26 protein-coding genes and 1 pseudogene are annotated in these 26,812 nt (G+C 59.3%); 20 read left to right on the top strand and 7 right to left on the bottom strand.

All coding sequences use genetic code 11. The annotated features are described in order from the left end of the window. Positions 1–113: 113 nt before the first annotated feature. From ACSFE6_RS24635 to ACSFE6_RS24615, 5 genes are all read left to right on the top strand, one after another. Positions 114–1,022 (top strand): carbohydrate ABC transporter permease, encoded by a 909-nt coding sequence (locus ACSFE6_RS24635; RefSeq protein WP_435430023.1) that lies wholly within the window; start codon positions 114–116, stop codon positions 1,020–1,022. Next, on the top strand, positions 1,015–1,860 hold the full coding sequence (locus ACSFE6_RS24630) for a carbohydrate ABC transporter permease (RefSeq protein ID WP_435430022.1): 846 nt from the start codon (positions 1,015–1,017) through the stop codon (positions 1,858–1,860). The genes ACSFE6_RS24635 and ACSFE6_RS24630 overlap by 8 nt, the downstream gene beginning before the upstream one ends. A gap of 4 nt (positions 1,861–1,864) precedes the next feature. Continuing rightward, positions 1,865–3,025 (top strand): ABC transporter ATP-binding protein, encoded by a 1,161-nt coding sequence (locus tag ACSFE6_RS24625; RefSeq protein WP_435430021.1) that lies wholly within the window; start codon positions 1,865–1,867, stop codon positions 3,023–3,025. A gap of 218 nt (positions 3,026–3,243) precedes the next feature. Beyond that, the gene (locus tag ACSFE6_RS24620; protein WP_435430020.1) at positions 3,244–4,590 is read left to right on the top strand and encodes a carbohydrate porin; all 1,347 of its coding nucleotides are present in this window, start codon (positions 3,244–3,246) and stop codon (positions 4,588–4,590) included. A gap of 112 nt (positions 4,591–4,702) precedes the next feature. Continuing rightward, positions 4,703–5,557 (top strand): D-hexose-6-phosphate mutarotase, encoded by an 855-nt coding sequence (locus ACSFE6_RS24615; RefSeq protein WP_435430019.1) that lies wholly within the window; start codon positions 4,703–4,705, stop codon positions 5,555–5,557. A 143-nt stretch (positions 5,558–5,700) separates the two neighbouring features. Here ACSFE6_RS24615 and ACSFE6_RS24610 read toward each other — a convergent pair whose 3' ends face one another. Continuing rightward, complete coding sequence (locus tag ACSFE6_RS24610) at positions 5,701–6,561, bottom strand: MurR/RpiR family transcriptional regulator (protein WP_170948639.1); 861 nt, start codon at positions 6,559–6,561, stop codon at positions 5,701–5,703. 228 nt (positions 6,562–6,789) lie between these two features. Between ACSFE6_RS24610 and zwf the strand changes: the two genes are divergently transcribed. Genes zwf through ACSFE6_RS24595 form a run of 3 tightly spaced genes read left to right on the top strand, consistent with a single transcriptional unit; the run spans position 6,790 to position 9,642 of the window. Next, complete coding sequence (gene zwf, locus ACSFE6_RS24605) at positions 6,790–8,259, top strand: glucose-6-phosphate dehydrogenase (RefSeq protein ID WP_435430018.1); 1,470 nt, start codon at positions 6,790–6,792, stop codon at positions 8,257–8,259. Beyond that, complete coding sequence (gene pgl / locus ACSFE6_RS24600; protein ID WP_435430017.1) at positions 8,246–8,959, top strand: 6-phosphogluconolactonase; 714 nt, start codon at positions 8,246–8,248, stop codon at positions 8,957–8,959. The genes zwf and pgl overlap by 14 nt, the downstream gene beginning before the upstream one ends. A 17-nt stretch (positions 8,960–8,976) precedes the next feature. Then, positions 8,977–9,642 carry a bifunctional 4-hydroxy-2-oxoglutarate aldolase/2-dehydro-3-deoxy-phosphogluconate aldolase gene (locus ACSFE6_RS24595; protein WP_433769272.1) on the top strand — a complete coding sequence of 222 codons (666 nt, stop codon included), beginning with the start codon at positions 8,977–8,979 and terminating at the stop codon, positions 9,640–9,642. A 197-nt stretch (positions 9,643–9,839) separates the two neighbouring features. Here ACSFE6_RS24595 and ACSFE6_RS24590 read toward each other — a convergent pair whose 3' ends face one another. Both ACSFE6_RS24590 and ACSFE6_RS24585 read right to left on the bottom strand, forming a co-directional pair. Continuing rightward, positions 9,840–11,033 carry an aminotransferase class V-fold PLP-dependent enzyme gene (locus tag ACSFE6_RS24590; protein WP_435430016.1) on the bottom strand — a complete coding sequence of 398 codons (1,194 nt, stop codon included), beginning with the start codon at positions 11,031–11,033 and terminating at the stop codon, positions 9,840–9,842. A 32-nt stretch (positions 11,034–11,065) separates the two neighbouring features. Next, positions 11,066–11,302, bottom strand: coding sequence for a DUF3820 family protein (locus ACSFE6_RS24585; protein WP_025112833.1), 237 nt, complete (start codon positions 11,300–11,302; stop codon positions 11,066–11,068). A 203-nt stretch (positions 11,303–11,505) separates the two neighbouring features. Between ACSFE6_RS24585 and ACSFE6_RS24580 the strand changes: the two genes are divergently transcribed. Beyond that, on the top strand, positions 11,506–11,973 hold the full coding sequence (locus ACSFE6_RS24580) for a ferritin-like domain-containing protein (RefSeq protein ID WP_435430015.1): 468 nt from the start codon (positions 11,506–11,508) through the stop codon (positions 11,971–11,973). A gap of 94 nt (positions 11,974–12,067) precedes the next feature. Here ACSFE6_RS24580 and ACSFE6_RS24575 read toward each other — a convergent pair whose 3' ends face one another. Together ACSFE6_RS24575 and ACSFE6_RS24570 are read right to left on the bottom strand one after the other, a co-directional pair. After that, a complete protein-coding gene (locus ACSFE6_RS24575) occupies positions 12,068–12,538 on the bottom strand; it encodes a MaoC family dehydratase (RefSeq protein ID WP_435430014.1) in 471 nt (156 codons plus the stop codon). Positions 12,539–12,578: 40 nt separating this feature from the next. Further along, positions 12,579–13,523: a lysophospholipase gene (locus tag ACSFE6_RS24570; protein WP_435430013.1), complete on the bottom strand. Its 945-nt coding sequence runs from the start codon at positions 13,521–13,523 to the stop codon at positions 12,579–12,581. Positions 13,524–13,871: 348 nt separating this feature from the next. Between ACSFE6_RS24570 and fadD2 the strand changes: the two genes are divergently transcribed. Next, positions 13,872–15,560 carry a long-chain-fatty-acid--CoA ligase FadD2 gene (fadD2, locus tag ACSFE6_RS24565; RefSeq protein ID WP_435430012.1) on the top strand — a complete coding sequence of 563 codons (1,689 nt, stop codon included), beginning with the start codon at positions 13,872–13,874 and terminating at the stop codon, positions 15,558–15,560. A 376-nt stretch (positions 15,561–15,936) separates the two neighbouring features. After that, positions 15,937–17,637: a long-chain-fatty-acid--CoA ligase FadD1 gene (gene fadD1, locus ACSFE6_RS24560; protein WP_435430011.1), complete on the top strand. Its 1,701-nt coding sequence runs from the start codon at positions 15,937–15,939 to the stop codon at positions 17,635–17,637. 169 nt (positions 17,638–17,806) lie between these two features. Here fadD1 and ACSFE6_RS24555 read toward each other — a convergent pair whose 3' ends face one another. Further along, positions 17,807–18,184, bottom strand: a complete 378-nt coding sequence (locus tag ACSFE6_RS24555) for a hypothetical protein (protein WP_435430010.1) — start codon at positions 18,182–18,184, stop codon at positions 17,807–17,809. Positions 18,185–18,384: 200 nt separating this feature from the next. Between ACSFE6_RS24555 and ACSFE6_RS24550 the strand changes: the two genes are divergently transcribed. The 3 genes from ACSFE6_RS24550 to def all read left to right on the top strand — a co-directional run bounded on the left by ACSFE6_RS24550 (position 18,385) and on the right by def (position 20,261). Continuing rightward, a complete protein-coding gene (locus ACSFE6_RS24550) occupies positions 18,385–18,576 on the top strand; it encodes a CsbD family protein (protein WP_435430009.1) in 192 nt (63 codons plus the stop codon). A 177-nt stretch (positions 18,577–18,753) separates the two neighbouring features. Then, positions 18,754–19,725, top strand: coding sequence for a YihY/virulence factor BrkB family protein (locus tag ACSFE6_RS24545; RefSeq protein ID WP_435430008.1), 972 nt, complete (start codon positions 18,754–18,756; stop codon positions 19,723–19,725). Next, positions 19,722–20,261 carry a peptide deformylase gene (gene def / locus ACSFE6_RS24540; RefSeq protein ID WP_435430007.1) on the top strand — a complete coding sequence of 180 codons (540 nt, stop codon included), beginning with the start codon at positions 19,722–19,724 and terminating at the stop codon, positions 20,259–20,261. Before ACSFE6_RS24545 ends, def begins: the two co-directional genes overlap by 4 nt. A 127-nt stretch (positions 20,262–20,388) precedes the next feature. On the opposite strand, the gene ACSFE6_RS24535 is transcribed toward def, so the two are convergent. After that, positions 20,389–20,805, bottom strand: a complete 417-nt coding sequence (locus ACSFE6_RS24535) for a GNAT family N-acetyltransferase (protein WP_435430006.1) — start codon at positions 20,803–20,805, stop codon at positions 20,389–20,391. 328 nt (positions 20,806–21,133) lie between these two features. On the opposite strand from ACSFE6_RS24535, the gene ACSFE6_RS24530 reads away from it, so the two are divergent. From ACSFE6_RS24530 to ACSFE6_RS24505, 6 genes and pseudogenes are all read left to right on the top strand, one after another. Further along, positions 21,134–22,075 (top strand): fatty acid desaturase, encoded by a 942-nt coding sequence (locus ACSFE6_RS24530; RefSeq protein ID WP_435430005.1) that lies wholly within the window; start codon positions 21,134–21,136, stop codon positions 22,073–22,075. Between the two features lie 140 nt (positions 22,076–22,215). Further along, on the top strand, positions 22,216–23,007 hold the full coding sequence (locus ACSFE6_RS24525) for a phosphate/phosphite/phosphonate ABC transporter substrate-binding protein (RefSeq protein ID WP_435430004.1): 792 nt from the start codon (positions 22,216–22,218) through the stop codon (positions 23,005–23,007). A 215-nt stretch (positions 23,008–23,222) separates the two neighbouring features. Beyond that, the gene (locus ACSFE6_RS24520; RefSeq protein WP_435430003.1) at positions 23,223–23,771 is read left to right on the top strand and encodes a sigma-70 family RNA polymerase sigma factor; all 549 of its coding nucleotides are present in this window, start codon (positions 23,223–23,225) and stop codon (positions 23,769–23,771) included. Continuing rightward, entirely contained in the window at positions 23,768–24,781 is a 1,014-nt protein-coding gene (locus tag ACSFE6_RS24515) for an ABC transporter substrate-binding protein (RefSeq protein WP_435430002.1), read from the top strand. Before ACSFE6_RS24520 ends, ACSFE6_RS24515 begins: the two co-directional genes overlap by 4 nt. A 608-nt stretch (positions 24,782–25,389) precedes the next feature. Continuing rightward, a pseudogene (locus ACSFE6_RS24510) lies at positions 25,390–26,160 on the top strand (PAS domain-containing protein); the annotation flags it as partial. A 9-nt stretch (positions 26,161–26,169) separates the two neighbouring features. After that, the gene (locus tag ACSFE6_RS24505; RefSeq protein WP_404940899.1) at positions 26,170–26,709 is read left to right on the top strand and encodes a methyl-accepting chemotaxis protein; all 540 of its coding nucleotides are present in this window, start codon (positions 26,170–26,172) and stop codon (positions 26,707–26,709) included. Positions 26,710–26,812: the final 103 nt, after the last annotated feature.

Here is a 26,812-nt window from a genome sequence, read left to right as displayed (position 1 = left end):
CGCGAATGCGGTCTGACATTCAAACAAATGTTGGCTGATACACCGCCTTCGCGAGCAGGCTCGCTCCCACAAGGGATCACTCCGATCCTTACATCTAAACCTGGATTATCCCGATGAGCTCTGTGGCGGTTTTCAGCAAAGCCTCACCGTTCGATGCGCTGCAACGCTGGTTACCCAAGTTGGTACTGGCACCGAGCATGCTGATCGTGTTGGTTGGCTTCTACGGTTACATCATCTGGACGTTCATTCTGTCCTTTACCAATTCCAGCTTCATGCCGAGCTACAAGTGGGTCGGTTTGCAGCAGTACATGCGCCTGATGGACAACGACCGCTGGTGGGTCGCGAGCAAGAACCTCGCGGTGTTCGGCGGTCTGTTCATCGGTATCAGCCTGGTGCTGGGCGTGTTCCTCGCGGTGCTGTTGGACCAGCGCATCCGCAAGGAAGGCTTCATCCGCACCATCTACCTGTACCCGATGGCACTGTCGATGATCGTCACCGGTACGGCGTGGAAATGGCTGCTCAACCCAGGGCTTGGCCTGGACAAAATGCTGCGTGACTGGGGCTGGGAAGGTTTCCGGCTCGACTGGCTGGTGGATCAGGATCGCGTGGTGTATTGCCTGGTGATCGCCGCCGTGTGGCAGGCCTCCGGGTTTGTCATGGCGATGTTCCTCGCCGGTCTGCGCGGCGTCGATCAGTCGATCATCCGCGCCGCGCAAGTCGATGGTGCAAGCCTGCCGACCATCTACCTGAAGATCGTGCTGCCGAGCCTGCGTCCGGTGTTCTTCAGCGCCTTCATGATCCTGGCGCATATCGCGATCAAGAGCTTCGACCTGGTGGCGGCGATGACCGCGGGTGGCCCCGGCTACTCGTCCGACCTGCCGGCGATGTTCATGTATTCCTTCACCTTCAGCCGTGGCCAGATGGGCATTGGTTCGGCCAGCGCCATGCTGATGCTCGGTGCCGTGTTGACCATCCTCGTGCCGTACCTGTACTCCGAGCTGCGAGGCAAACGCCATGACTAATTCACTCGAAAAATCGGGCCTGAGCCTCAGCCGCATTGCGATCTACGGCACGCTGCTGCTGGCCGCGGCAGTGTACCTGGTGCCACTGGTGGTGATGTTGCTGACCAGCTTCAAAACCCCGGAGGACATCCGCACCGGCAACCTGCTGAGCTGGCCGGCCGTGATCGACGGCATCGGCTGGATCAAGGCCTGGGACGTGGTCGGCGGCTATTTCTGGAACTCGGTGAAAATCACCGTGCCGGCGGTGCTGATCTCGACCTTCATCGGTGCCATGAACGGCTACGTGCTGTCGATGTGGCGCTTCCGAGGTTCGCAACTGTTCTTCGGTCTGTTGCTGTTCGGCTGCTTCCTGCCGTTCCAGACCGTGCTGCTGCCGGCCTCGTTCACCCTCGGCAAGTTCGGCCTGGCCAACACCACCACGGGTCTGGTGCTGGTACACGTGGTCTACGGCCTGGCGTTCACCACGCTGTTCTTCCGCAACTACTACGTGAGCGTGCCGGATGCGCTGGTCAAGGCGGCGCGGCTCGATGGCGCGGGCTTCTTCACGATCTTCTGGAAGATCCTGCTGCCGATGTCGATCCCGATCGTGATGGTCTGCCTGATCTGGCAGTTCACCCAGATCTGGAATGACTTCCTGTTCGGCGTGGTCTTCGCCAGCGGCGATGCCCAGCCAATTACCGTGGCCCTGAACAACCTGGTCAACACCAGCACCGGGGTCAAGGAATACAACGTTGATATGGCCGCCGCGATGATCGCCGGGCTGCCGACACTGCTGGTCTACATATTCGCTGGCAAGTATTTCCTGCGTGGGCTGACGTCCGGCGCGGTCAAGGGGTAGAAACATGGCAACTCTCGAATTACGCAACGTCAACAAGACCTACGGCGCCGGCTTGCCGGACACCCTGAAGAACATCGAACTGAAGATCGATGACGGCGAATTTCTGATCCTGGTCGGCCCGTCCGGCTGCGGCAAATCGACCTTGATGAACTGCATCGCCGGCCTTGAAACCATCAGTGGCGGCGCGATCCTGGTGGACGACGCCGACATCAGCGGCATGAGCCCCAAGGATCGCGACATCGCCATGGTGTTTCAGTCCTATGCGCTGTACCCGACCATGAGCGTGCGCGACAACATCGCCTTCGGCCTGAAGATTCGCAAAATGCCCACCGCCGACATCGACGAGGAAGTGGCTCGGGTGTCCAAGTTGTTGCAGATCGAACATTTGCTCAGTCGCAAGCCTGGCCAGCTCTCCGGGGGGCAGCAGCAGCGTGTGGCGATGGGCCGTGCATTGGCGCGGCGGCCGAAGATCTACCTGTTCGACGAACCGCTATCCAACCTCGACGCCAAGCTGCGGGTCGAGATGCGCACCGAAATGAAACTGATGCACCAGCGCCTGAAAACCACCACGGTCTATGTGACCCACGACCAGATCGAAGCCATGACCCTGGGCGACAAGGTGGCGGTGATGAAGGACGGGATCATCCAGCAATTCGGTACGCCGAAAGACATCTACAACAACCCGGCCAACCTTTTCGTGGCGAGCTTCATCGGCTCGCCGCCGATGAACTTCATACCCCTGCGTTTGCAGCGCAAGGAGGGTCGTCTGCTGGCGTTGCTCGACAGCGGCCAGGCGCGTTGCGAATTGCCATTGGGCATGCAGGACGCCGGTCTTGAAGACCGCGAAGTGATCCTCGGCATCCGTCCGGAGCAGATCGTGCTGTCTAACGGCGAAGCCAATGGATTGCCGACTATTCGCGCCGAAGTCCAGGTCACCGAACCGACCGGTCCCGACACCCTGGTCTTCGTCAATCTCAACGACACCAAAGTCTGCTGCCGCATGGCGCCCGACGTTGCGCCGGCGGTGGGCGAGACCCTGACCCTGCAATTCGATCCGGCAAAGGTGCTGCTGTTCGATGCCAAGACCGGTGAACGCCTGGGGGTGGCCGGCGTGCCGAAAGCCGAGAGCCACGCGGCCAACGTCGCTCAATTCAAAGGCCGCTGAAGATCAAAAGGAGATCCCCTGTGGGAGCGAGCCTGCTCGCGAATGCGGCCTGACATTCAACACATATGTTGTCTGACACACCGTCTTCGCGAGCAGGCTCGCTCCCACAAGAGGCATCTCTCATAGGGGGATATGCGGTGCGCGGCCTGTCGCGCATCGCAACCGATGTAAACCGCGTTAGACAAAAAAGTTAATAACAATAAGACGAGGATATAGGGATGAAGAAGAACAACAACGCTCAGCTTATCTGCCAGTTATCAGCCGTCGCGGCCATGATGCTGGCCGGTAGCGTTCACGCGGCTGAAGCGTTCAGCGCCGATTCCGAATGGATGACCGGTGATTGGGGGGGCGAGCGGACCCGGCTGATCGAGCAGGGTATCGACATCAAGATGGACTATGTCGGTGAAGTGGGCGCCAACCTCCACGGCGGCTTCAACGACGACAAGACCGCGCGTTATGCCGACCAGTTCGGCCTGGGCGCGGCGCTGGACCTGCAAAAGCTGTTCGGCTGGGATAACACCCAGGCCAAGATCCAGCTCACCAACCGTAACGGTGAAAACATCTCCAATGACCGTATCGGCGACCCGCGTGCCGGCACCTTGAGTTCCTCCCAGGAAGTCTACGGCCGTGGCCATATGGTCCGTCTGACCCAGTTGTGGATCAAGCACCAGTTCTTTGACAACAAGCTGGACATCAAGGCCGGTTACTTCGGCGAAGGCGAAGACTTCAACACCTTTCCTTGCGAGTTCCAGAACCTGGCGTTCTGCGGCTCCCAGGTGGGTAACTGGGCGACCAACATCTGGTACAACTGGCCGGTCAGCCAGGCGGCGATCCGCGTGAAGTGGAACATCTCGCCCGAGTGGTATGCGCAAATCGGCGCGTACAACCAGAACACCTCGCAACTGGAGCACGGCAACGGCTTCAAGCTCAGCGGCAGTGGCACCAACGGTACCGTCCTGCCGGTTGAACTGGTCTGGTTGCCTAACCCTGGCAACCTGCCTGGCGAATACCGTGTCGGTTACTACAAAAGCACGGCCAAGGCCGATGACGTCCGCGAAGACGACAACGGCAATGATGCGGCCACCACGGGCAACGCCTATCGCAGCCACAGCAGCAAACACGGCTACTGGTTCGTCGGGCAGCAACAGTTGACCACGCACAACGGTGACGCTTCCCGCGGTCTGAACATTGCTGCCAACGCCACGTTCCACGACAAGGACACCAACATCGTCGACAACTACCAGTCGCTGATGTTCGTGTACAAAGGCCCGTTCGATGCACGTCCGAAAGATGACATGGGGATCGGTTTCTCCCGCATCCACGTCAACGATGACGTGAAGAAAAACGCCGAGCTGGTCAACGCTGCCAATGGCGTCTCCGACTACAACGATCCGCTGTTCTCGCCACTGCGCGAGACCGAGTACAACTACGAGCTCAACTACGGCTTCCACGTTACCAACTGGCTGACCGTGCGTCCCAACCTGCAGTACATCACTCATCCGGGCGGTGTGGATGAAGTGGATAACGCGCTGGTCGCCGGCCTGAAAATTCAGTCGGTGTTCTGACGCTGTTGCGATAAGCTCCTCTCTATGTGCGCATTTTGCGGACAGCCATGGCTGTCCGCTTTTTTTTGGGGTGGCGCACCCCGGGTAAAGATGATTTTCAGGACCGTGGCACATGCTTGAGCATCCGCTACAACGCTTCTTCAAATCCTTGCGCGAACGGCCGGTGTTTGCGTGGGAGCGCTATCAGAAGCGCGACGTGTTGGTGATCGACCATCCCCTGTGTCAGGCGGTGTTCAGTCGTCAGGGCGCGCAGTTGCTGCACTTTCAACCCAGGGGCCAGAAACCGTGGTTGTGGTGTGCGGCGAAGTGGCCACAGGTCGGGGCCATTCGTGGTGGCGTGCCGGTGTGCTGGCCGTGGTATGGCCGTCATCCGAGCGAAAATGCCTGGCCGTCCCATGGCTGGGCGCGCTTGCTCGACTGGAAGCTGATCGACAGCAACAGTGATGACGATGGCGTGCGCCTGCACTGGCAACTTCAGTTGTGTGACTGGCAGGTGGACCTGTACGCGCATCTGGGCGAAAGCATGGATTTGCGCCTGAGCACCGAGCATCAAGACAGCTTGCCTTGCCAATTGAGCCAGGCTTTGCACGCCTACTGGCGTATTGGCGACGTCGGCGAGGTAGCGCTGTCTGGGCTCGACGGCGCGCAAGGTTACGACCAGTTGAGTCGTGAGTTTTGCCAGCAAGAAGGCGAGTTGCGGGTTGATGGAGGTTGTCAGCGAGTATTCCAGCATGACGGCGAATTGCGGCTTAACGATCACGCCTGGCAGCGGGCGTTATGCATCGATACCGGTGAAACCGCCGACACGGTGGTCTGGCACCCGGGGTCGCGGCCGTTGCTGGGGGTGAGCTGGAATGAGATATCCGAATTCGTTTGCGTGGAAGCGGCGAGTGGCGGCACTGACAGCTTGTGCCTGAAGCCTGGGGAGCGGGCGCATTTGAGTTTGCAGGCAAGGGTGGGTGTTTAGTTCAGGATTTTCGGTGTTGCGGCTGGCCTCATCGCGGGCAAGCCCGCTCCCACAATGTCCGCGTCGAGCACAAAATCTGCAATCGGCGCGGAACCTGTGGGAGCGGGCTTGCCCGCGAAGAGGCTAGAACCGGCAATGAAGATCTAGTTGAACTCATCCCCAACCGGATACCGGCTGGCATTCAAGCTCTCCTTGATCTTGCGCAAGTGCGGCTGGAAATCCACGCCCCGGCGCAAGGTCATGCCGGTCGCCAGTACGTCCAGCACGGTCAACTGAATGATTCGCGAAGTCATCGGCATGTAGATATCGGTGTCTTCCGGCAACGGGATGTTCAGGCTCAGGGTACTGGCCTTGGCCAGGGGTGAGTTTTCCGCGGTCAAGCCGAGCACCGACGCGCCGTTTTCCCGAGCGATGCGAGCTACTTCCACCAATTCGCGGGTGCGGCCGGTGTAGGAAATGATCACGAACAGCTCGCCGGTGTGCGCCACCGAAGCAATCATGCGCTGCATCAGCACATCGGCATGGGCGGTCACGGCCAGGTTGAAACGGAAGAACTTGTGCTGCGCATCCAGGGCCACCGGGGCTGAAGCGCCGAGGCCGAAGAAGTGGATCTGCCGGGCCTGGATCAACAGGTCGACGGCGCGGCTGATCAGGTTCGGGTCCAGCGCCTGGCAAGCGCTGTCCAGGGAGGCGATGGCGCTGCCGAAGATTTTCTGGGTATAGGCTTCCGGATTGTCGTCGGCCTCGACCGCGCGGCTGACGTAGGCCGCGCCGCTGGCCAGGCTCTGGGCCAATTGCAGCTTGAGTTCGGGGTAGCCGCTGACGCCGAACGAACGGCAGAAACGGTTGACCGTCGGTTCGCTGACCGACGCGGCTTGGGCGAGGGCGGCGATGCTGAACCGGGTGGCCTGCTGTGGGTTGAGCAGGATCACCTCGGCGACTTTGCGTTCGGCCTTGTTCAGCTCTTCAAGGCGATTCTGGATCTGCTCCAGTAAATTTCGCACGCGGTCCATATGGATTTCCTTGATTCACCTGCGCCGATAAGCGCACGGCTAATGCAAAAAGGGCCTTTGTAGCGGCCCGTAACGGTGGCCTATCCTACTGATGGCTCCGACCGACCACCACTCGGAATCTGTATTTTGCGAAAATGTTGTGGTTATTACTACATTTTCCCTTGAGTGATGCCTTGAAAAAAGGTATTTGTAGCTTAACTTGATAAAAGAACAAACATCATGCTCTCGATTACGGTTGAACCGTGCACCTTTGCCTTGTTCGGCGCCCTCGGCGATCTCGCCCTGCGCAAGCTGTTTCCTGCCCTTTATCAACTCGACGGCGCCGGCCTGCTGCACGAGGACACGCGCATCATCGCGCTGGCCCGTGAGACTGGCAGCGAGCAGGAGCACTTGGCGTTCATCGCTTCCGAGCTGCGCCGCTATGTCGGTGCCAAGGAGCTGGACGAGGCCGTGGTCGAGCGTTTCCTGGCGCGTTTGAGCTACCTGCACGTCGATTTCCTCAAGTCAGAAGACTATGTGGCCCTGGCCGACGCGGCGGGTAGCGCGCAACGGGTCATTGCCTATTTCGCCACGCCGGCAGCGGTGTACGGTGCGATCTGCGAGAACCTGGCGAAGGTCGGTCTGGCAGAAAACACCCGTGTGGTGCTGGAAAAACCCATCGGTTCGGACCTGGAATCCTCGCGCAAGGTCAACGACGCCGTGGCACAGTTCTTCCCGGAGAACCGCACCTACCGCATCGACCACTACCTGGGCAAAGAGACCGTCCAGAACCTGATCGCCCTGCGATTCGCCAACAGCCTGTTCGAAACCCAGTGGAACCAGAACTACATTTCTCACGTGGAAATCACCGTGGCCGAGAAAGTCGGTATCGAAGGCCGCTGGGGTTACTTCGACAAGGCCGGCCAGCTGCGGGACATGATCCAGAATCACCTGCTGCAACTGCTCTGCCTGATCGCCATGGACCCGCCGGCCGACCTGTCCGCCGACAGCATCCGCGACGAGAAGGTCAAGGTGCTCAAGGCCCTGGCGCCGATCAGCCCGGAAGGCCTGACCACTCAAGTTGTGCGCGGTCAATACATCGCCGGCTACAGCGAAGGCAAGGCGGTACCGGGGTACCTGGAAGAACCCAATTCCAACACCCAGAGCGACACCGAGACCTTCGTCGCCCTGCGTGCCGACATCCGCAACTGGCGCTGGGCCGGCGTGCCGTTTTACCTGCGTACCGGCAAGCGCATGCCGCAGAAACTGTCGCAGATCGTTATCCATTTCAAGGAGCCGTCGCACTACATCTTCGCTCCTGAGCAGCGCCTGCAAATCAGCAACAAGCTGATTATCCGCCTGCAGCCGGACGAAGGCATTTCCTTGCGCGTGATGACCAAGGATCAAGGCCTGGACAAAGGCATGCAGCTGCGCAGCGGTCCGTTGCAGCTGAATTTTTCCGACACCTGGAGCAGCGCGCGGATTCCCGATGCCTACGAGCGGTTGTTACTGGAAGTGATGCGCGGCAATCAGAACCTGTTTGTCCGCAAAGATGAAATCGAAGCCGCGTGGAAGTGGTGTGACCAGTTGATCGCCGGGTGGAAAAAGTCCGGTGATGCGCCCAAGCCGTACGCGGCCGGGTCGTGGGGGCCGATGAGCTCCATTGCACTGATCACGCGGGATGGGAGGTCTTGGTATGGCGATATCTGATTTGAAACTGCCCCAGGGCGTCAGCGCCCATGGGTTCAAGAGCCCGGTGCTGCTGGCCGAAGGCCTGGCACTGCACGTGGCCAAACAACTGAGCGATGCGATCGACGCCCAGGGTACCGCGACCCTGGTGGTGTCCGGTGGGCGCAGTCCGGTGGCGTTTTTCCAGCACCTGGCCAAGCAGACGCTGGACTGGTCGAACGTGGTGATCAGCCTGGCCGACGAACGCTGGGTGCCGGTGGAGCACGCCGACAGCAATGCCGGCCTGCTCAAGAAGTATCTGTTGCAAGGTCCGGCGGCCAAGGCGCAGTTCCTGAGCCTGTACAGCGCCACCGCCAACCTCGAACAGGCGGCCGAACAAGCCGATCGCCTGCTCGCCGAACTGCCGGCGATCGACGTGCTGGTGCTGGGCATGGGCGACGATGGCCACACTGCGTCGCTGTTCCCCAACAGCCCGAACCTGTCCGAGGCCTTGAAAGCTGACGGCAGCCGTCGCTGCTACCCGATGCTGGCGCCGACCGTGCCGCATCAGCGCCTGACCATGAGCCGGGCGCTGCTGGCTTCGGCCAAACACAAAGTGCTGTCGATTTCCGGTCAGTCCAAGCTGACCACCCTGAGTTTCGCGCTGGCCGGTGACGACGTCGCCGAACTGCCGATTCGCGCATTTCTGCAACCCACGTTAGAGATTTACTGGTGCCCATGAGCCAAGGAACAGCCGCTATGACAAACCCATCCCCGACCGTTTCCATGGCGGATAAAGTTGCCCTGATCGACAGCCTCTGCGCCAAGGCGCGGATCCTGCCGGTGATCACCATCGCTCGCGAGCAGGACGTCCTGCCGCTGGCCGATGCCCTCGCAGCCGGTGGCCTGACGGCCCTGGAAGTGACCCTGCGTTCGCAGTTCGGCCTCAAGGCCATCCAGATCCTGCGCGAGCAACGCCCGGAACTGGTGACCGGTGCCGGCACCGTGCTCGATCGCCACATGCTGGCGGCGGCTGAAGCGGCGGGTTCGCAGTTCATCGTCACACCGGGCATTACCCGTGACCTGCTGGAAGCCAGCGTTGCCAGCCCGATTCCACTGCTGCCAGGCATCAGCAACGCCTCGGGCATCATGGAAGGCTATGGCCTGGGTTATCGCCGCTTCAAGCTGTTCCCGGCTGAAGTCAGCGGTGGAGTCGCGGCCATCAAGGCCCTGGGCGGACCGTTCGGCGAAGTGAAATTCTGCCCGACCGGCGGCGTTGGCCCGGCCAATATCAAGAGCTACATGGCGCTGAAAAACGTCATGTGCGTGGGCGGTAGCTGGATGCTTGATCCTGAGTGGGTCAAGAACGGCGACTGGGCCCGCATTCAGGAATGCACCGCCGAGGCCTTGGCGCTGCTGGACTGATCGCTTCACCCTACACGTAGTTGCGTGTTTTACGGCTTTACGGTGCGCTTGGTCGGTGCACCGTTTTTTTTTGCCCAAGAAAAAATACCGGGCACGGATCCCTGTAGGAGCGAGCTTGCTCGCGATGCACCAGAGAGCACCGCGGGGAATCAGGTTTCCATCGTCATCGTTGACGACCATCGCGAGCAAGCTCGCTCCTACAGAGAGGCTTGGCGCAGTTCTGAAAGTGCGGTGGTCAACCGCTTCATATGCTCAGCCGTGGTGGTCAGCCCCGGCGTAATCCGGATGCACGGGCCACACGCCGCGCCAGTGCGCACCACGGTGAACAGGTTGTAGTCCTTGAGCAGTCGCTCGACCATCGCCTGCTGATCAGTCTGTGCGGTAAAGCGCATCGAGGTGATGCCGCAATACAATCGCGGATCATCCGGCGTCAGGACTTCGATACCTGGTAGTTCGCGCACCTCGCGAACCCATAGATTGCGCAGGTAGTTGAGGCGTGATCCCTTGGCAGCGGAGCCACCCATGGCGTGATGCTCTTCTAGCACCAGTGGCAAGGTCATCAGCGCGGGGATGTTCGGTGTGCTGTAGGGCGTGCGGGCGCGAATGTCGGTGACAGGAAAATGCATTTCGCCCATGTCCGGGTCGATGTCCGCCAAGCGTTCAGGGGCGATGTAGATGAAGCCCAGGGTCAACGGCGCGCCGATCCACTTGTGCAGGTTGTAGGCGGCGAATTCGATGCCCAGCTCATCGAGACTGAATTCCAGTTGGCCCAGCGCATGGGCACCATCGAGGATCACATCGATGCCCTGTTCCTTGGCGGCAGCGGCAATTGCCTGTACGGGCATCACCAGGCCGGTGCGGTGGGTGACGTGGGTCAGGGCCATCAGCTTGAGTCGCGGATGACGGGCGAAGGTTTCACGGTAGGTGGTGAGCAAACTGTCGAAACTGGCCGGATGAACGTGCTCGATTTCGATCACTTCGACTCCGCGATGCTTTGCCAGCCAGCGCATGGCGCCCTTGACCGTGTCGTATTCCAGATCGCAGATCAGCACCTGGTCGCCGGGTTGCAGGCGGTTGTAGTTGCGGATCAGCGACTGCAGACCGTCCGAGGCGTTGCGGGTGAGGGCGACGGCTTCTGCAGGCGCACCGATCAGTTGGGCCACCAACGCCTGGATCTTCGCATTCTCGCCCTGTTCGAAGCGCTGACGGACATGAACCGAATTGCCGCGGTTGATCAGTTCGATGTTGCGCTGATACTCCTCCACCACCGTACGCGACATGCGCCCGAAGTAACCGTTTTCCAGGTTGATCGGGCCGGGTTGCAGATCGTAGCGGTCGGCAAAGGTTTGCCAGAAGGCTTCATCACGGGCGCGGCGGGTGTTGTCGGGCATGGGGTTACTCGATCGAAGGCGGGATGAGTGAGTCAGTGGCGAGGCGCAGGTTTGCCGTGTTTGGCGCGCAGCGGTTCGAGCAGGTCCGACAAGCCGTTGTGATCGATTTCGTGCATCAAGGCCAGCAGGCCGCCCAATTCACCATGGGGAAAGCCTTCCCGGGCGAACCAGTTCAGGTAAGGCCCCGGCAAGTCCGCAATGATCCGCCCCTTGTATTTGCCGAAGGGCATTTCGCGGGTGATCAGCAGTTCGAGTTTTTCAGGGTTCATGACTCGGTCGTCTTGATTCAATGGGATTGGAAAATACAGGCATTCTGCATGCAGGCCAATTGACAGATCATGCAAAAGAAACGGATACAGATTTTTTTGTTTGATTTAACCTATTGAAATTAAAAGGATAATTTATCGTTTGCCGGCTGGCATACGCACTGCAATGAATCAGGCATCTTTCATCAACCGCAAGGAATTGAAAAATGACCGACATGAATAAAGAAGCGATTTCTGTACTCAACGACCTGATCGAAACCAGCAAGGACGGTCAGGAAGGGTTCAAGACGTGCGCTGAAGACATCAAGCACCCTGAACTCAAAACCCTGTTCGTGCAACGTTCCGCTGATTGCGCAACGGCTGCTGCGGAATTGCAGAGTGCCGTGCGCTCGATGGGGGGCGATCCTGAGACCTCCACCAGCGTCAGCGGCGATTTACACCGTCGCTGGGTCGACGTGAAGTCGATGTTCACCGGCAAGGACGAAGAGGCGGTGCTGAACGAGGCCGAGCGTGGCGAAGACCATGCGCTGAAGGCGTATCGCGCAGCCATGGAGAAGATCAACAAGCACAACCTGGTGGGCATTCGTGACATCGTCGAGCGTCAATACCACGGCGTGCAACGCAATCACGATCAGGTAAAAGCCCTGCGTAACCAGGCGCGTGCGCGCTCATAAGCCACACCGGTAAAACCTGTGGGAGCGAGCCTTTGTGGTGAGGGGATATATCCCCTCACCACAAAGGCTCGCTCCCACAGTTATAAAGTTGTGATCAGCCAACAGTGATTTTAGGCGGCTCGACCAGGGTCACGCTCTGCTGCTTGCGCGGCGCCAGGATTTCCGCCTCACCAGCCACCACCAACTCATCACGCTGGTTAAATACGTTGGTAGCAATGCGCACGCGGAACTTAGGCAGTTTTTCCAGGATTTCCAGGCGCACCGTCAGGGTGTCGCCGATCTTCACCGGCTTCTGGAAACTCATCTGCTGACCGATGTAGATCGTGCCCGGCCCGGGCAACTCGCAAGCGACGGCGGCACTGATCAGTGCACCGCTGAACATGCCGTGGGCGATGCGTTCCTTGAACATGGTGCTGGCGGCGTATTCAGCGTCCAGGTGCACCGGGTTGTGGTCGCCCGACATGGCGGCGAACAGCTGAATGTCACGTTCTTCGACCGTCTTGCTGAAGCTGGCGGTCTGGCCGACTTCGAGGGCTTCGTAAGGGGTGTTGGTAACCTGGCTCATTTGTCTCGATTCCTGTGACGAAAAAAAAGATTCACGAAAACTATTCGCTTCGGTGGGGGCGGGGCGTGCTCAAGGTCTGGTGGAGCCAGGCCAGCACGTCGGCGGTTACCTCGTCGCGGTTGGTTTCGTTGAACAGTTCGTGCCGCGCCTGCGGGTAAACCGTCAATTGAAGATTCCTGCTGCCAGCCTCGCGCAAGGCGCCGGCCAGATCCTTCAGACGTTTGCCTTCGCTCACCGGATCACATTCGCCGCCGATCACCAGCAGCGGCAGGCCCGGATCGATCTGGGCGAGATTGGACGCTTTGCTGATTTGCTGCAACCCGCCGAGCAAATCGATCCACAGCTGATTGGTGCAGCGGAAGCCGCAAAGCGGATCGTTGGCGTACAGGTCGACCTCCGCCGGATCTCGGCTGAGCCAGTCGAACTGAGTACGTTGCGGTTTGAATTTCTTGTTGAAGGAGCCGAAGGACAGCCATTCGATCAGCGCGCTGCGCCCCTTGGGGCCCTGGCGCAGGCGTTCGAGGCGTGCAATCTGTCGGGCCGCACGATAGAGCGCGACGGGTTGGAAGTTCGAGGCGCTGAGAATGGCACCGTGCAGGCTGGCGCTGTGATGCAGTAGATAGGCCTGGGCGATGTAGCTGCCCATGCTGTGGCCCAGCAGCACGATGGGCACGCCGGGATGTTGCTGGCCGATATGTTGGTTGAGACATGCCAGGTCGCCCACGACCTTGGCCCAACCGCCTTCGTCGGCAAAATGGCCGAGTGTCCCGTTTTCGGCAGTTTTGCCATGTCCGCGCTGATCCGGGGCGTACACGCCGTAGCCGTGATCGCAGAATTTTTCCGCCAGGCGTGCATAGCGACCGCTGTGCTCGGCCATGCCGTGCGCCAGCAGAATCACGGCCTTGGGGGTGCCGTGGGGTAACCACTGGTTGACGAAGAGGCGGCTGCGGTCACTGGTGGTCAGCCAGAACGTGTCGTGGATCATCGCGATTCCTTTGCCGATGTCTCTGTAGGAGCGAGCATGCTCGCGAAGGACGTCAACGATAACGCGGGTTACCTGAAAGCCCGCGGTGCGTTGGGTTTCATCGCGAGCATGCTCGCTCCTACAGGGAAGAGTGAAGTCAGTCGTTATAGCCCATCCTCCACCAAAGCGTCTGATCAGGCCACGCCGCGGCAGCAAGATTCACGTGATCTATGACACACGTTGGCATATTTGCCTGTTTCGCCATAGCTGCTAGTGTCCGTGAAGCTCCGCTTTTCTGCTTTTTTAGCAATGAAAGAGAAAGGACAGAAAAGCGGCCCCGGATCGGCTCAGGTAAAGAGGACAAGAACAATGCAACCTGATTTCTGGAATGACAAACGCCCGGCCGGCGTGCCCCTGGACATTGATGTCGCTGAGTACAAGTCGGTCATCGAGGTGTTCGAACGTTCCTGCAAGAAGTTTGCTGATCGCCCGGCGTTCAGCAACATGGGCGTCACCCTGACCTATGCCGAACTGGAACGCTACAGCGCGGCGTTCGCCGGCTACCTGCAAGCCCACACCGACCTGGTGCCGGGGGACCGAATCGCGGTGCAGATGCCCAACGTCCTGCAATACCCGATCGCCGTGTTCGGCGCCTTGCGCGCCGGGCTGATCGTGGTCAACACCAACCCGTTGTATACCGCGCGGGAGATGCGTCATCAGTTCAAGGATTCCGGGGCCCGGGCGCTGGTCTACCTGAACATGTTCGGGCAAAAAGTCCAGGAAGTGCTGGCGGACACCGGCATTCAGTACCTGATCGAAGCGAAAATGGGCGACCTGATGCCCGGCGCCAAGGGCTGGCTGGTCAATACGATGGTGAGCAAGGTCAAGAAAATGGTTCCGGCCTATGCCTTGCCCCAAGCGATTTCCTTCAAGAGCGCGCTTCGTCTGGGCAAAGGCCAGCCAATCAAGTCACTGAAAGCCGGACTCAATGACATCGCGGTGTTGCAATACACCGGCGGTACCACCGGACTGGCCAAGGGCGCGATGCTGACCCACGGCAATCTGGTGGCCAACATGCAGCAGGCGCGGGCCTGCCTCAGCCAGTTGGCCAAAGACGGCCAGCCGCTGCTGCGTGAAGGGCAGGAGGTGATGATCGCGCCGCTGCCGCTGTACCACATCTATGCCTTCACGGCGAATTGCATGTGCATGATGGTGACCGGCAACCACAACGTGCTGATCACCAATCCACGGGACATCGGCGGCTTCATCAAGGAACTGAAAAACTGGCGGTTCTCGGCGCTGTTGGGGCTGAACACGCTGTTCGTGGCGCTGATGGATCATCCGGAGTTCAAGAGCCTGGATTTCTCCAGTCTCAAGCTCACCAACTCCGGTGGCACCGCACTGGTCAAGGCCACGGCCGAGCGCTGGGAGCAGTTGACCGGTTGCCGCATCACCGAAGGCTACGGCCTGACCGAAACCTCACCGGTGGCCTGCACCAATCCGTACGGCGACCAATCGCGCATCGGCACGGTCGGCCTGCCGGTGCCGGGCACCACACTCAAGGTCATCAACGACGAAGGGGTGGAGCAACCCTTGGGCGAGCGCGGCGAGTTGTGCATCAAGGGCCCGCAGATCATGAAAGGCTACTGGCAGAAACCCGAAGCGACCCACGAGGTACTGGATGCCGAGGGTTGGTTCAAGTCCGGTGACATCGCGGTGATCGACCCTGACGGCTTTGTGCGGATTGTCGATCGCAAGAAAGACATGATCATCGTCTCGGGTTTCAACGTGTACCCGAACGAGATCGAGGATGTGGTCATGGCCCACCCGAAAGTCGCCAACTGCGCGGTCATCGGTGTGCCGGACGAGCGTTCGGGCGAAGCGGTGAAGTTGTTCGTGGTTGCCCGTGAAGCGGGGGTCAGCCTTGAAGAGCTCAAGGCCTACTGCAAGGAAAACTTCACCGCGTACAAGGTGCCCAAACACATTGTCTTGCGTGAGACATTGCCGATGACGCCGGTGGGCAAGATTTTGCGGCGGGAGTTGCGTGATATCGCATAACCACCAAATGGCGGCCCCCTGTAGGAGCGAGCATGCTCGCGATGGACGTCAACGATAACGCGCCTTGTCTGGATGAACGCGTTGTCCGGACGTTCTTCGCGAGCATGCTCGCTCCTACAGTTTTAAAGCCCCGGAATTCGGGGCTTTTAGCGACATATAGGTTTTTTGCTCTAAAATGACCGGTTTCTATTCTTGAGTCATAAAAGTGACCGTAGAGGCTGCTTTTGGCTCTAGTCGACCCCATTCAAAGCTGCTACTCTCGGCGCGCTTTGTGACTTCTCGGCCTAGTAAAAAGCCAGACTCACCTGTAAACAAACACCAATAATAATCGCATCAAATGCGGTGCTGAATTCGCGTTGCTGAGGAGTGGGCTTCCATGAACGTAGACTTTTGGAAGGATAAGTACCCCGCTGGAATTGCTGCCAACATCAATCCAGACGAGTACCCGAATATTCAGGCAGTGTTGAAGCAATCCTGCCAACGCTTCGCCAACAAACCGGCTTTCAGCAACCTGGGCAAGACACTCACCTACGGTGAACTGTACGAACTGTCCGGTGCCTTTGCCGCGTACCTGCAACAGCATACCGATTTGCAGCCGGGCGATCGAATCGCCGTGCAATTGCCCAACGTGCTGCAGTACCCGGTCGCCGTCTTCGGTGCGATCCGCGCCGGCTTGATCGTGGTCAACACCAACCCGTTGTACACCGCGCGGGAAATGGAACACCAGTTCAATGATTCCGGTGCCAAGGCCCTGGTCTGCCTGGCCAACATGGCGCACCTGGCCGAGGTCGTCGTGCCGAAAACCGGGGTCAAGCACGTGATCGTCACTGAAGTGGCGGACCTGCTGCCACCGCTCAAACGCTTGCTGATCAACAGCGTGATCAAGTACGTGAAGAAGATGGTGCCGGCGTATCACTTGCCCAAAGCCATCAAGTTCAACGACGTGTTGAGCAAGGGCCACGGCCAGCCTGTGACCGAAGCCAATCCGGCCAGCAGCGACGTGGCGGTGTTGCAATACACTGGCGGCACCACCGGCGTGGCCAAGGGCGCGATGCTGACCCACCGCAACCTGGTGGCGAACATGCTGCAGTGCAAGGCGCTGATGGGCTCCAACCTCAATGAAGGCTGCGAGATCCTGATCACGCCGCTGCCGCTGTACCACATCTATGCCTTCACCTTTCATTGCATGGCGATGATGCTGATCGGCAACCACAACATCCTGATCAGCAACCCGCGGGATCTGCCGGCGATGGTCAAGGAACTGTCGAAGTGGAAGTTCAGCGGTTTCGTCGGCCTCAACACCCTGTTCGTGGCGCTGTGCAACAACGAAGGCTTCCGCAAGCTGGACTTCTCCGCGCTGAAAGTCACCCTGTCCGGTGGCATGGCCCTGCAACTGGCGGCGGCCGAGCGCTGGAAAGCGGTGACCGGTTGCGCCATCTGCGAAGGTTACGGCATGACCGAAACCAGCCCGGTGGCCACGGTGAACCCGATCCAGAACATCCAGATCGGCACCATCGGCATTCCGGTGCCGTCGACCCTGTGCAAAGTCATCAACGATGCAGGCGCAGAGCAGCCAATGGGTGAAATCGGCGAGCTGTGCGTAAAAGGTCCGCAGGTGATGAAGGGCTACTGGCAGCGCCAGGAAGCCACCGATGAAATCCTCGACAGCGAAGGCTGGTTGAAGACCGGTGACATCGCGCTGATCCAGCCTGACGGCTACATGCGCATCGTCGATCGCAAGAAGGACATGATCCTGGTGTCCGGTTTCAACGTGTACCCGAACGAACTGGAAGACGTGCTGGCGACCCTGCCGGGCGTGCTGCAATGCGCAGCCATCGGCGTGCCGGACGAGAAGTCCGGCGAGGCGATCAAGATTTTCATCGTCGCCAAACCGGGCGTGACCTTGACCAAGGAGCAGGTGATGGAGCACATGCGCGCCAACGTCACCGGTTACAAGGTCCCACGCTCCGTGGAGTTCCGCGATGCGTTGCCGACCACCAACGTTGGCAAGATCCTGCGCCGGGAACTGCGTGATGAAGAGCTGAAAAAGATCAACGCGAAGAAAGCAACCGCGTGATCAACAAAAAGCCCCGCAGATGCGGGGCTTTTTGTTGGCTGACTGGCAACGCGATCCTCTGTAGGAGCGAGCATGCTCGCGAAAAACGATCAGACAACACGGGCATCCAGACAGCCCGCGTCATCGTTGACGCCCATCGCGAGCATGCTCGCTCCTACAGGAATGTGTGTTATTGGCGGAACGGCGCGAAATTGACGTTGGTGCCCGCCGGGCGCATGTCTTGCAAGTACGAGTCCTTGTCGGCGCTCAGTTCCAGGCTCAAGGCCGCCTTGCGCTTGCCCTGGTTGCGCACCACCAGGCCTTCCATTTTTTCCCGGAGGAACACCGTCGGCACTTTCAGGTGCAGCAATTCGTCGGTCGCCGGGGTGTGCATCAGCAGATGAATCCACTCGTACTGACCAACGGCCAGGCGCGATACCGGGATGTCGAACCACCAGATGTTGCGGTTGCGGTTCAATTCGGTGAAGTGGCAGTTGTTGACGCCAAGCACAGCACCGCCGAGTTCCTGGTTTCTGCGGGCAATGGCCTGCTTTTTATCGAGTTTCATAACATTCCTGCGGGGATTGGATCTTCAGCGTCAAAGCGCCGATACGTGGCGCATTCTCGGGGGTTGCCGGGCAAACATAAAGCGCAACCTGCATTGAACGATGAAATGTCGCCGGGAAAATAAATGAAACTCCCTGCAAAAGCCTCCGGTCAACCTTGTGTAACGGCTTTTCTCATCGAGATGTTCACAGGAGAAACACCATGGGCAGCACAAGCGATAAAGTCAAAGGCATGGCCAACGAAGCGGTCGGCAACGTCAAACAAGGTGTCGGCAAGGCCACCGGCAACGACAGGATGCGCGCCGAAGGCGTGATGCAGGAAAAGAAAGGCGAGGCCCAGCAAGCGGTGGGTAAAGCCAAGGATGCGCTTAAAAAAGGTATCGACAAGGCTTGAACCGGTCTTTGACGAAACCACGCTGCGGCCATCCACGGATGGCCGTTTTTGTGTCAGCCTGAACTTGATTGATGAAATTGTTTCAAAGTCGCCAGGTAGGCTACTTTGATGAAAGAAAACGGCCCCTGAGTCGCCACGAATTCAACCCAATCCTGTATGCGGCGAATGGAGACGCGAATGATTTTCCCGGACATGAGAGGCCTGCCCTTGCACCGTGTGATGATGCGCACGGTCACCGAGTTCGTCGACGACGAGATGTCGACCTATGCCTCGGCGCTGGCCTATCAAATGCTGTTTTCGCTGTTTCCCTTCATCCTGTTCCTGATCGCCCTCATCGGTTTCCTGCACCTGCCGGATTTCTTTTCCTGGCTGCGCCTGCAATCGGAACTGGTGCTGCCGCCCCAGGCGCTGGAGCAGGTGAACCCGGTGATCGACCAGCTCCAGCAATCCAAGGGCGGCTTGCTGTCGGTGGGTATCGTGATTGCCCTGTGGACGGCTTCGGCCGGCGTGCGCCTGATGATGAGCGCGATGAACGCCGCCTACGATGTGGTCGAAGGCCGTCCGGCGTGGAAGCGCTTTCCGCTGTCGATCATCTACACCGTCGGCATCGCCGGCATGCTGCTGATCGCCGCCGCGTTGATGGTGCTGGGGCCGCAGGTGATGAGCTGGATTGCGTCGCAAGTCGGCCTTGAGGACTTCATCGTCACGGTGTGGACCATTGCGCGCTGGCCGGTGATCGTGATCTTGATGATGGTCGCCGTGGCGCTGATCTATTACGTCATGCCCGACGTCAAACAGGAGTTCCGTTTCATCACGCCGGGTTCGGTGCTAGCGGTGGTGGTGTGGATCATCGCGTCCCTGGGTTTCGGCTTGTACGTCAAGGAGTTCGCCAACTACAACGCCATGTATGGCAGTATCGGCGCGATCATCGTGCTGTTGCTGTATTTCTACATTTCCGCGGCGGTGCTGCTGCTTGGTGCTGAAATGAATGCGGTGATCGAGCACATGTCACGCGAGGGCAAAGAACCTGGCGAAAAAGTCCCCGGCGAGCACGGTCACGCTTTAGTAGGGAAGCATGAAGAGAAACATCACGTTTCCGGACTGGGCCGCGATCACTCCAAGCCACCCACTGACGAAGTCATCAAATGATCCGTGAAATCCTGAAAATGGGCGATGAGCGCCTGCTGCGCATTGCCCCGCCGGTGCCTGCCGCCATGTTCGACAGCCCCGGGTTGTGGCAACTGATCGACGACATGTTCCAGACTATGGAAAGCGTCGGCGGGGTTGGGCTGGCTGCGCCGCAGATCGGTGTCGACCTGCAATTGGTGATCTTCGGTTTCGAGCACAGCGAGCGATACCCGGACGCCGAAGCCGTGCCGCAGACGATCCTGATCAACCCGTTGATCACGCCGCTGAGCCCGATCATGGAAGAGGGCTACGAGGGTTGCCTGTCGGTGCCCGGTCTGCGGGGGGCAGTGGATCGCTATCAACAGATACGCTACGAGGGTTTTGATCCCAAGGGCGAGCCCATCGTGCGGATTGCCTCGGGGTTCCATGCGCGGGTGGTGCAGCACGAATGCGATCACCTGATCGGCCGGTTGTACCCGTCACGCATTACCGACTTCAGCAAGTTCGGGTTTACCGAGGTGATGTTTCCGGATCTTGATCCGAATGCGGATGACTGATTCAAATCCACCCGGAAATCATTGTGGGAGCGAGCCTGCTCGCGAAAGCTGTGTGTCAGTCAACACAGATGTTGAATGATAAGCCGTCTTCGCGAGCAGGCTCGCTCCCACAGGGGGTGTGTAGTGTTCAGTCTTGGGGCGCCAGCCCCATCGCAATCATCGGCTTGCTGCGCGCATAACGGCTCAAGCGCTCGACCATGGCATAGGGCATCGGCGGATCGAAAGTAAAGCCGCGATTTTCATAGAACCCGCGCAAGTCCGGATGGCAAAACAGCCACACCGGCAATTCCAGATCCTTGACCGCTTCGGCAATCAACGCCGCGGCGACCCCTTGTTCGCGGCACGCCGGATCGACAAACAAACCCGTCAGCCAATGCCCCCCGGCCACCGGTCGCAAACACAACGCAGCGACGATTTCGTCACGCCTGGCGACCCACAGTTGCGCGTCGCGCACCGCCTTCATCGACGATTGGTGGGCGCGATAAAACTTGTTCATCAACGGCCATAGCGGCTCATCGAGTCGGGAGTAACGGGTGCTGTGCATGGGTCTAAACTGTTGAGGTGCGAAGCGGGCGATTATAGAAGAACGCGCGCGCCGGGACAGGCCAATACCTGTTCTCGCACCCCTGGCGAGTGGAGTACGCATCATGAAAGGCATGGAATCAAAAAAAGAGTTGAAGAAAAAACCGGCGAAAACCGCCCTTGAAAAACGCGCCGACAAAAAGGCCAAAAAACTGAATGTGTTCGGGCATTGAGTTCAACTTCCCGGATCGCTCCCATGCAGGACGTGGGAGCGATCATCTGAAAATAATCTGCAAGAAATCCCGGCGTCGTTGCACAGAAGGGGACTGGTCCCCGATCCGAGCAACGCCATGCCCCATTACTTCGACGACGCCCACCAAAAAGAAATCGAAAACCTGCGCCAACGCCTGACCGCCCGTACCGAATGGCCGACCTGGTTGCTTTTGATCGGCGTGTACGGCGCCTGGTTCGCCATCGTGCTGAACAGCCATTCATTGGGTCTGTGGAGGAGCACGCTGCTGCTGATTCCCGTGGTGGTGCTCTGGCTGTCGGTGCAACACGAACTGCTGCACGGTCATCCGACCCGATGGCCTGCGCTGAACAAAATTCTCGGCTATGCGCCGTTCGCCGTGTGGTATCCCTACACGCTGTATCGAAACAGCCATCTTCTGCATCACCGCGACGAAGACCTGACCATCCCCGGTCGCGATCCGGAAAGCCGCTATCTGAGCGCCGAGCATTGGCAGCGCAGTTCGCTGTTCGAACAAGGTGTGCATTGGCTGAACAAAACCGTGCTCGGCCGCTTCGCCCTGGGTGCACCGCTGGCCTTGCTGGCGTTGGCCTGGGAGGAACTGCAACGACTCAAGGCCGGTGAGCGTCAAGCCTGGCTGATGTGGCTCAGCCATGGGACGTTGACGCTGTCGATGCTGCTGTTCATTGCGCATTACAGCGTATTTCCCGTGTGGCATTACCTGTTGCTGGTCAGCGTGCCGGCGCTGTCGATTGCGATGATTCGCTCCTACTATGAACACCGTCCCCACGCGCAACCGGAGCAGCGTACCGTGCTCAACGAAGCGGCGTGGCCCTGGCGCTGGTTATTCCTCAATCTTAATCTGCACCTGGTGCATCACGACTTGCCGGGGTTGCCCTGGTACGACTTGCCCCGGGCCTATCGCGCGCGTCGCGAGCAATGGCTGGCCCGCAGCGGCGGGTTTCTGGTGCAGGGTTATGGGCAGTTGTGGCGCGAGCATGGGGTGAAGGCGATCGACAGTCCGCGGCATCCGTTTCATTGATCCAAGGTCACCACCAAACCCTGTGGGAGCGAGCCTGCTCGCGAAAGCGGTGTGTCTGTCAATTCATCTGTTGGATGTTAAATCGCCTTCGCGAGCAGGCTCGCTCCTACAGGGGAATTTCGTTGTATGGGGAATTTTTGATGACTCAACACCTCGCCGAACTATTGATGTACGTCGCCCCCGAACCCATCCGCCAGGCCAACGAACGCTGGCTGGCGCGCATCCTTGATCGGCTGGGCGTTACCCGGCGTGACGCCGAAGGCTTGTCATTGATGGACCTCTGGCTGTCCCCGCACTTGCTGCTGACGCAAACCTGCGGCTATCCACTGATGACCACGCTGCGCGGGCAGGTCCGGGTGCTGGGTCGTCCTCGCTATGAATTGCCGGACAGCAGCGGCGGCAACCATTGCAGCCTGCTGCTCAGTCGCGCCGATGAGCCACGGCGAACCCTGCAGGACTTTCAGGGCAGCCGTGGCGTGATCAACGGCGAAGACTCCAACAGCGGCATGAACCTGCTGCGCCATCGCCTGGCACCGTTGCATCGGGATGGGCGGTTTTTTGACCGGGTCGGCCACAGCGGCAGTCACCGTGAAAGCCTGCGCTGGTTACGCGAAGGCCGCGCGGATCTGGCAGCCATCGACAGTGTGACCTTCGCCTATCTGGCACGGCACGCCGCGGAAGAGGTGGCGGGGTTGCGGGTTGTGGAGCGCAGTGCTATCGGCCCGACGTTGCCGTACATCACGGCAGCAAGGGTGAGCGATGAGCAGGCGGAAGAGATTCGGGCGGTGATGAACCAGACGTTACGTGAGTTGCCCGATGTGGCTGATGCACTGGGTTTGCAGGAAGTGTTGCCGGTCAGTGAAAGCGACTATCAGATCGTTCTGGATTATCAGCAACAAGCGCGAGCGTTGGGCTACGGACTTTTGCGTTGACTGAAGGACATTCGCGAGCAGGCTCGCTCCCACAATGGATCGGTGGACCTGTGGGAGCGAGCCTGCTCGCGAAAGGAGTCTGGCAGACAACACAAATCCATATCCCATAAAGGAATATAAAAATGAATTTTAAATATTATTAATGAATAAGGCTCCTTGCTAGGATCGCGTCACCGGACGACCGGACATTCAGCGACCCTAACCTTGGAGCCTCTATGTCCGGCACCGATTTTTCCCATCGCAATGCCGTGGGCGGATTGTTCCGCGCCCATTACCCCTGGCTGTGCAAAAGGTTGCGCCAGTATCTGGGGACCGCTTCCAGCGCAGAAGACATCGCCGCCGAAGCCTTCGTGCAATTGCTCGAAGCACAGGAGCAAGCGTCGATCCGCGAGCCTCGCGCCTTGCTAACCACCATCGCCCGCCGCTTGATTTATCAACTGTGGCGCCGTCGTGACCTGGAACGCCGACACCTCGATCAACTGCAACAGGTTGATCAATCTTCAACACCTTCGCCGGAAGAACTGGCGCAACTGACCCAGGCGTTGCAGGGCCTGGACCGCACGCTGGCGCGCTTGCCCGGCAAGGTCAGGGCCACCTTTCTGTTGTCGCGGGTCGACGGCCTGACATACCCGCAAATCGCTGCCGAACTGGGCATTTCCCAGCGCTCGGTCAGCGCCTACATGACCCGCTCCGAGGCCCTGTGCGCCCGGCACAGCGCCAATCAACTCCTGAACAGTCATCCACAGAACAAGAGGTCCGCATGAGATCGATCAAAACCCTGCTCGGCAGTTCGCTGCTGGCCCTAAGCCTTATTGCCAATCAGGCATCGGCAACGGAAAAAACCGCGCCCATCCACTTTGGCGACCTCACCTGGGAAAGCGGCAATCTCATCACCGAGATCCTGCGGCTTATCGTCGAGAAAGGTTACGGCTATCCGACGGACACGCTGCCGGGTAGCACCGTCAGCCTCGAAGCGGCGCTGGCCAAGAATGACATTCAAGTGATTGGCGAAGAGTGGGCCGGGCGCAGTCCGGCATGGGTCAAGGCTGCCGCCGAAGGCAAAGTGTTCGGCCTGGGCGACACGGTCAAAGGCGCCACCGAAGGTTGGTGGGTGCCGGAATACGTGATCAAGGGCGACCCGGAGCGCGGCATCAAACCCCTGGCGCCAGAGTTGAAATCCGTGGCTGACCTGGCCAAGTACAAAGACGTGTTCCGCGATCCCGAAGACCCGAGTCGCGGGCGCTTCCTCAACAGCCCCACCGGCTGGACCTCGGAAATCGTCAACAGCCAGAAGCTCAAGGCTTACGACCTGACGCAAAGCTTCGTCAACTTCCGCACCGGCTCCGGTGCAGCGTTGGATGCCGAGGTGGCATCGTCGATTCGTCGTGGCAAACCGGTGCTGTTCTACTACTGGTCGCCAACGCCGCTGTTGGGTCGCTTCAAACTGGTCAAGCTCGAGGAGCCGCCGTTCGACGCCGAAGCCTGGAAAACCCTGGCCGACGCCAACAATCCGAATCCCAAAGGCACCCGTTCGATGCCGGCGCGCCTGGCCATCGGTGTGTCCGCGCCGTTCAAGGCGCAGTACCCGGAGCTGGTGGCGTTCTTCGAAAAAGTCGACCTGCCCATCGGTTTGCTGAACCAGACCCTGGGGCAGATGAGTGAAAAACGGCAAAAGCCGCGAGAAGTGGCCGAAGCGTTTTTGCGTGAGCAGCCGCACGTTTGGAAAGGCTGGGTGCCGGGGGAGGTGGCTGGCAAGGTGAGTGCAAGCCTGTAATTTGCAGTGTCTGATCCATAGCTTTCGCGAGCAGGCTCGCTCCCACAATGGTTTTTTGTTGTTCACAAATATTGTGTTCTGCACAAAACCCTGTGGGAGCGAGCCTGCTCGCGAAGGGGCTTAAATCTCTCGCCATCTCCCACGGCTGATGCCGTCTTCATTCCCATTCTCAAACACTCGTCCTAGAGCCTTTTGGATCCAGCCGCTGAACCGATTTTGTCCTCAATACTGGCCGACTAGTGGCCTTGCTTAGCCCTGACGCCTGTCTATGCTCACTCGTAACTAACTATGTCGGTCGCAATCGAATGACAACGATTGGGGCCGCGAGAGTGCGCATGCCAAGGCACCCACGCTGAACAAAATGGAGCGGGACGATAAATGGAGTTTGCTTATGAGCACGTTAGGGCTTGCCCGGCTCCGGGCGATCAAGAGAGGGATGTCTTGATGAGGATGTCGCAATAAGGACCCTCCGATTCAACATCAATTAATTACCTGACAAGTCCTTCTATTGGAGGGACGCGCGTACCTGTTCCCGAGGAACGTAGTGGTGGATGTGAAAGACCCTTTGCTTTCATAAATCAAAAGACCGCGCTTGAGGTGATACGACCATGTTCAACCTGCATAACAAGGCTGACCTGCTGGAAATCGAACGCTTCAGTTGTGCGCTGACCGAGGCCAATGCCAAGTTGGCGGCGGTGAGTCGTTCGATGGCGATGATTGAGTTCACGCCGGATGGCATTGTCATCGATGCCAACGACAATTTTTGCCGTGCCATGGGTTATAGCGCTGAGGAAGTGCGTGGCAAGCATCACCGGATCTTCTGCGAAGAGGCGTTCTACCGCAGTGAGGAGTACGCCAAATTGTGGCGCGATCTGGCGCGGGGCGAAGCGGTGAGCGGCACCTTTTCGCGCTTGAACAAAAGCGGCAAGGAAATCTGGCTCGAAGCCAGTTACATGCCGGTGTATGGCCCTGATCGCCAGGTGCGCAGTGTGATCAAAGTCGCCACGGACATTACTGACCGGGTCAACAAGGAACATGAAAACGAAAGCATGCTCTCGGCGATCAGCCGGTCCATGGCCGTGATCGAATTCACCCCGGACGGCAAGGTGATCGCCGCCAACGACAACTTCCTCAAGACGATGCATTACTCGCTCAACGAAGTCCTGGGGCAACACCACAGCCTATTCTGTCACCGTGCCGAAGCCGAGTCGTCGGCCTACAAGGCGTTTTGGGCGTCACTCAATCGCGGTGAATATCACTCGCACCGTTTCGAACGCAAAGACAAGTTCGGTCATACGGTCTTTCTGGAAGCGTCCTACAACCCGCTGTTCGATGCCAAGGGGCGGCTGTACAAGGTGGTGAAGTTCGCCAGCGATATCACCCGTCAGATGACCACCCTGCAAACTGCCGCGGAATCGGCCCACAGCACCTCGGTGCAAAACGACGTTTGCGCACGCAAGGGCTCGGAGGTGGTGCAGCAGACGGTGCAGATCATCCAGGACATTTCCCGGGACTTGAACGAAGCGGCACTGAGCATCGATGCGGTGAGCAAACAGTCCGACATCATCGGCACCATCGTGCAGACCATCCGTGGCATTGCCGATCAGACCAATCTGCTGGCGCTCAATGCCGCCATCGAAGCGGCCCGCGCCGGGGAGCATGGCCGAGGGTTCGCCGTGGTGGCCGATGAAGTGCGCAGCCTCGCCGCACGCACCAGCCAGGCAACGGTGGAGATTGTCGATGTGGTGCGCAAGAACCACGATTTGTCAGTGAGCGCGGTATCAAGCATGCAATCGAGCCTGAGCCGAACCGGGCTCGGGGTGGAACTGGCGAACGAGGCGGGGGAGGTGATTCTGGAGATCCAGCAGGGGTCGCGGCATGTGGTGGATGCCATCAGCCAGTTCAACTCGACGTTGCAGCTGAACTAAACGCAAACCCCTGTAGGAGGGGGGGGGGGGGGGGGGGGGGGGGGGGGGGGAGGGGGGGGGGGGGGGGGGAGGAAGGGGGGGGGGGGGGGGGGGGGGGGGGGGG

It is taken from the genome of Pseudomonas baetica (genome assembly GCF_051216495.1).
In the GTDB taxonomy this organism is placed as follows: domain Bacteria; phylum Pseudomonadota; class Gammaproteobacteria; order Pseudomonadales; family Pseudomonadaceae; genus Aquipseudomonas; species Aquipseudomonas baetica_B.
This window is presented reverse-complemented; position numbering and strand designations above follow the sequence as displayed.

Coding starts and splice junctions, on each gene's coding strand:
- ACSFE6_RS24530 (WP_435430005.1), top strand. CDS start 21,134: ATGCCCCATTACTTCGACGACGCCCACCAAAAAGAAATCGAAAACCTG.
- ACSFE6_RS24615 (WP_435430019.1), top strand. CDS start 4,703: ATGCTTGAGCATCCGCTACAACGCTTCTTCAAATCCTTGCGCGAACGG.
- ACSFE6_RS24545 (WP_435430008.1), top strand. CDS start 18,754: ATGATTTTCCCGGACATGAGAGGCCTGCCCTTGCACCGTGTGATGATG.
- ACSFE6_RS24590 (WP_435430016.1), bottom strand. CDS start 11,033: ATGCCCGACAACACCCGCCGCGCCCGTGATGAAGCCTTCTGGCAAACC.
- ACSFE6_RS24520 (WP_435430003.1), top strand. CDS start 23,223: ATGTCCGGCACCGATTTTTCCCATCGCAATGCCGTGGGCGGATTGTTC.
- ACSFE6_RS24535 (WP_435430006.1), bottom strand. CDS start 20,805: ATGCACAGCACCCGTTACTCCCGACTCGATGAGCCGCTATGGCCGTTG.
- ACSFE6_RS24580 (WP_435430015.1), top strand. CDS start 11,506: ATGACCGACATGAATAAAGAAGCGATTTCTGTACTCAACGACCTGATC.
- zwf (WP_435430018.1), top strand. CDS start 6,790: ATGCTCTCGATTACGGTTGAACCGTGCACCTTTGCCTTGTTCGGCGCC.
- ACSFE6_RS24595 (WP_433769272.1), top strand. CDS start 8,977: ATGACAAACCCATCCCCGACCGTTTCCATGGCGGATAAAGTTGCCCTG.
- ACSFE6_RS24620 (WP_435430020.1), top strand. CDS start 3,244: ATGAAGAAGAACAACAACGCTCAGCTTATCTGCCAGTTATCAGCCGTC.
- ACSFE6_RS24550 (WP_435430009.1), top strand. CDS start 18,385: ATGGGCAGCACAAGCGATAAAGTCAAAGGCATGGCCAACGAAGCGGTC.
- pgl (WP_435430017.1), top strand. CDS start 8,246: ATGGCGATATCTGATTTGAAACTGCCCCAGGGCGTCAGCGCCCATGGG.
- fadD1 (WP_435430011.1), top strand. CDS start 15,937: ATGAACGTAGACTTTTGGAAGGATAAGTACCCCGCTGGAATTGCTGCC.
- ACSFE6_RS24585 (WP_025112833.1), bottom strand. CDS start 11,302: ATGAACCCTGAAAAACTCGAACTGCTGATCACCCGCGAAATGCCCTTC.
- ACSFE6_RS24505 (WP_404940899.1), top strand. CDS start 26,170: ATGACCACCCTGCAAACTGCCGCGGAATCGGCCCACAGCACCTCGGTG.
- ACSFE6_RS24630 (WP_435430022.1), top strand. CDS start 1,015: ATGACTAATTCACTCGAAAAATCGGGCCTGAGCCTCAGCCGCATTGCG.
- ACSFE6_RS24555 (WP_435430010.1), bottom strand. CDS start 18,184: ATGAAACTCGATAAAAAGCAGGCCATTGCCCGCAGAAACCAGGAACTC.
- ACSFE6_RS24525 (WP_435430004.1), top strand. CDS start 22,216: ATGACTCAACACCTCGCCGAACTATTGATGTACGTCGCCCCCGAACCC.
- ACSFE6_RS24575 (WP_435430014.1), bottom strand. CDS start 12,538: ATGAGCCAGGTTACCAACACCCCTTACGAAGCCCTCGAAGTCGGCCAG.
- ACSFE6_RS24625 (WP_435430021.1), top strand. CDS start 1,865: ATGGCAACTCTCGAATTACGCAACGTCAACAAGACCTACGGCGCCGGC.
- ACSFE6_RS24515 (WP_435430002.1), top strand. CDS start 23,768: ATGAGATCGATCAAAACCCTGCTCGGCAGTTCGCTGCTGGCCCTAAGC.
- ACSFE6_RS24635 (WP_435430023.1), top strand. CDS start 114: ATGAGCTCTGTGGCGGTTTTCAGCAAAGCCTCACCGTTCGATGCGCTG.
- ACSFE6_RS24570 (WP_435430013.1), bottom strand. CDS start 13,523: ATGATCCACGACACGTTCTGGCTGACCACCAGTGACCGCAGCCGCCTC.
- def (WP_435430007.1), top strand. CDS start 19,722: ATGATCCGTGAAATCCTGAAAATGGGCGATGAGCGCCTGCTGCGCATT.
- fadD2 (WP_435430012.1), top strand. CDS start 13,872: ATGCAACCTGATTTCTGGAATGACAAACGCCCGGCCGGCGTGCCCCTG.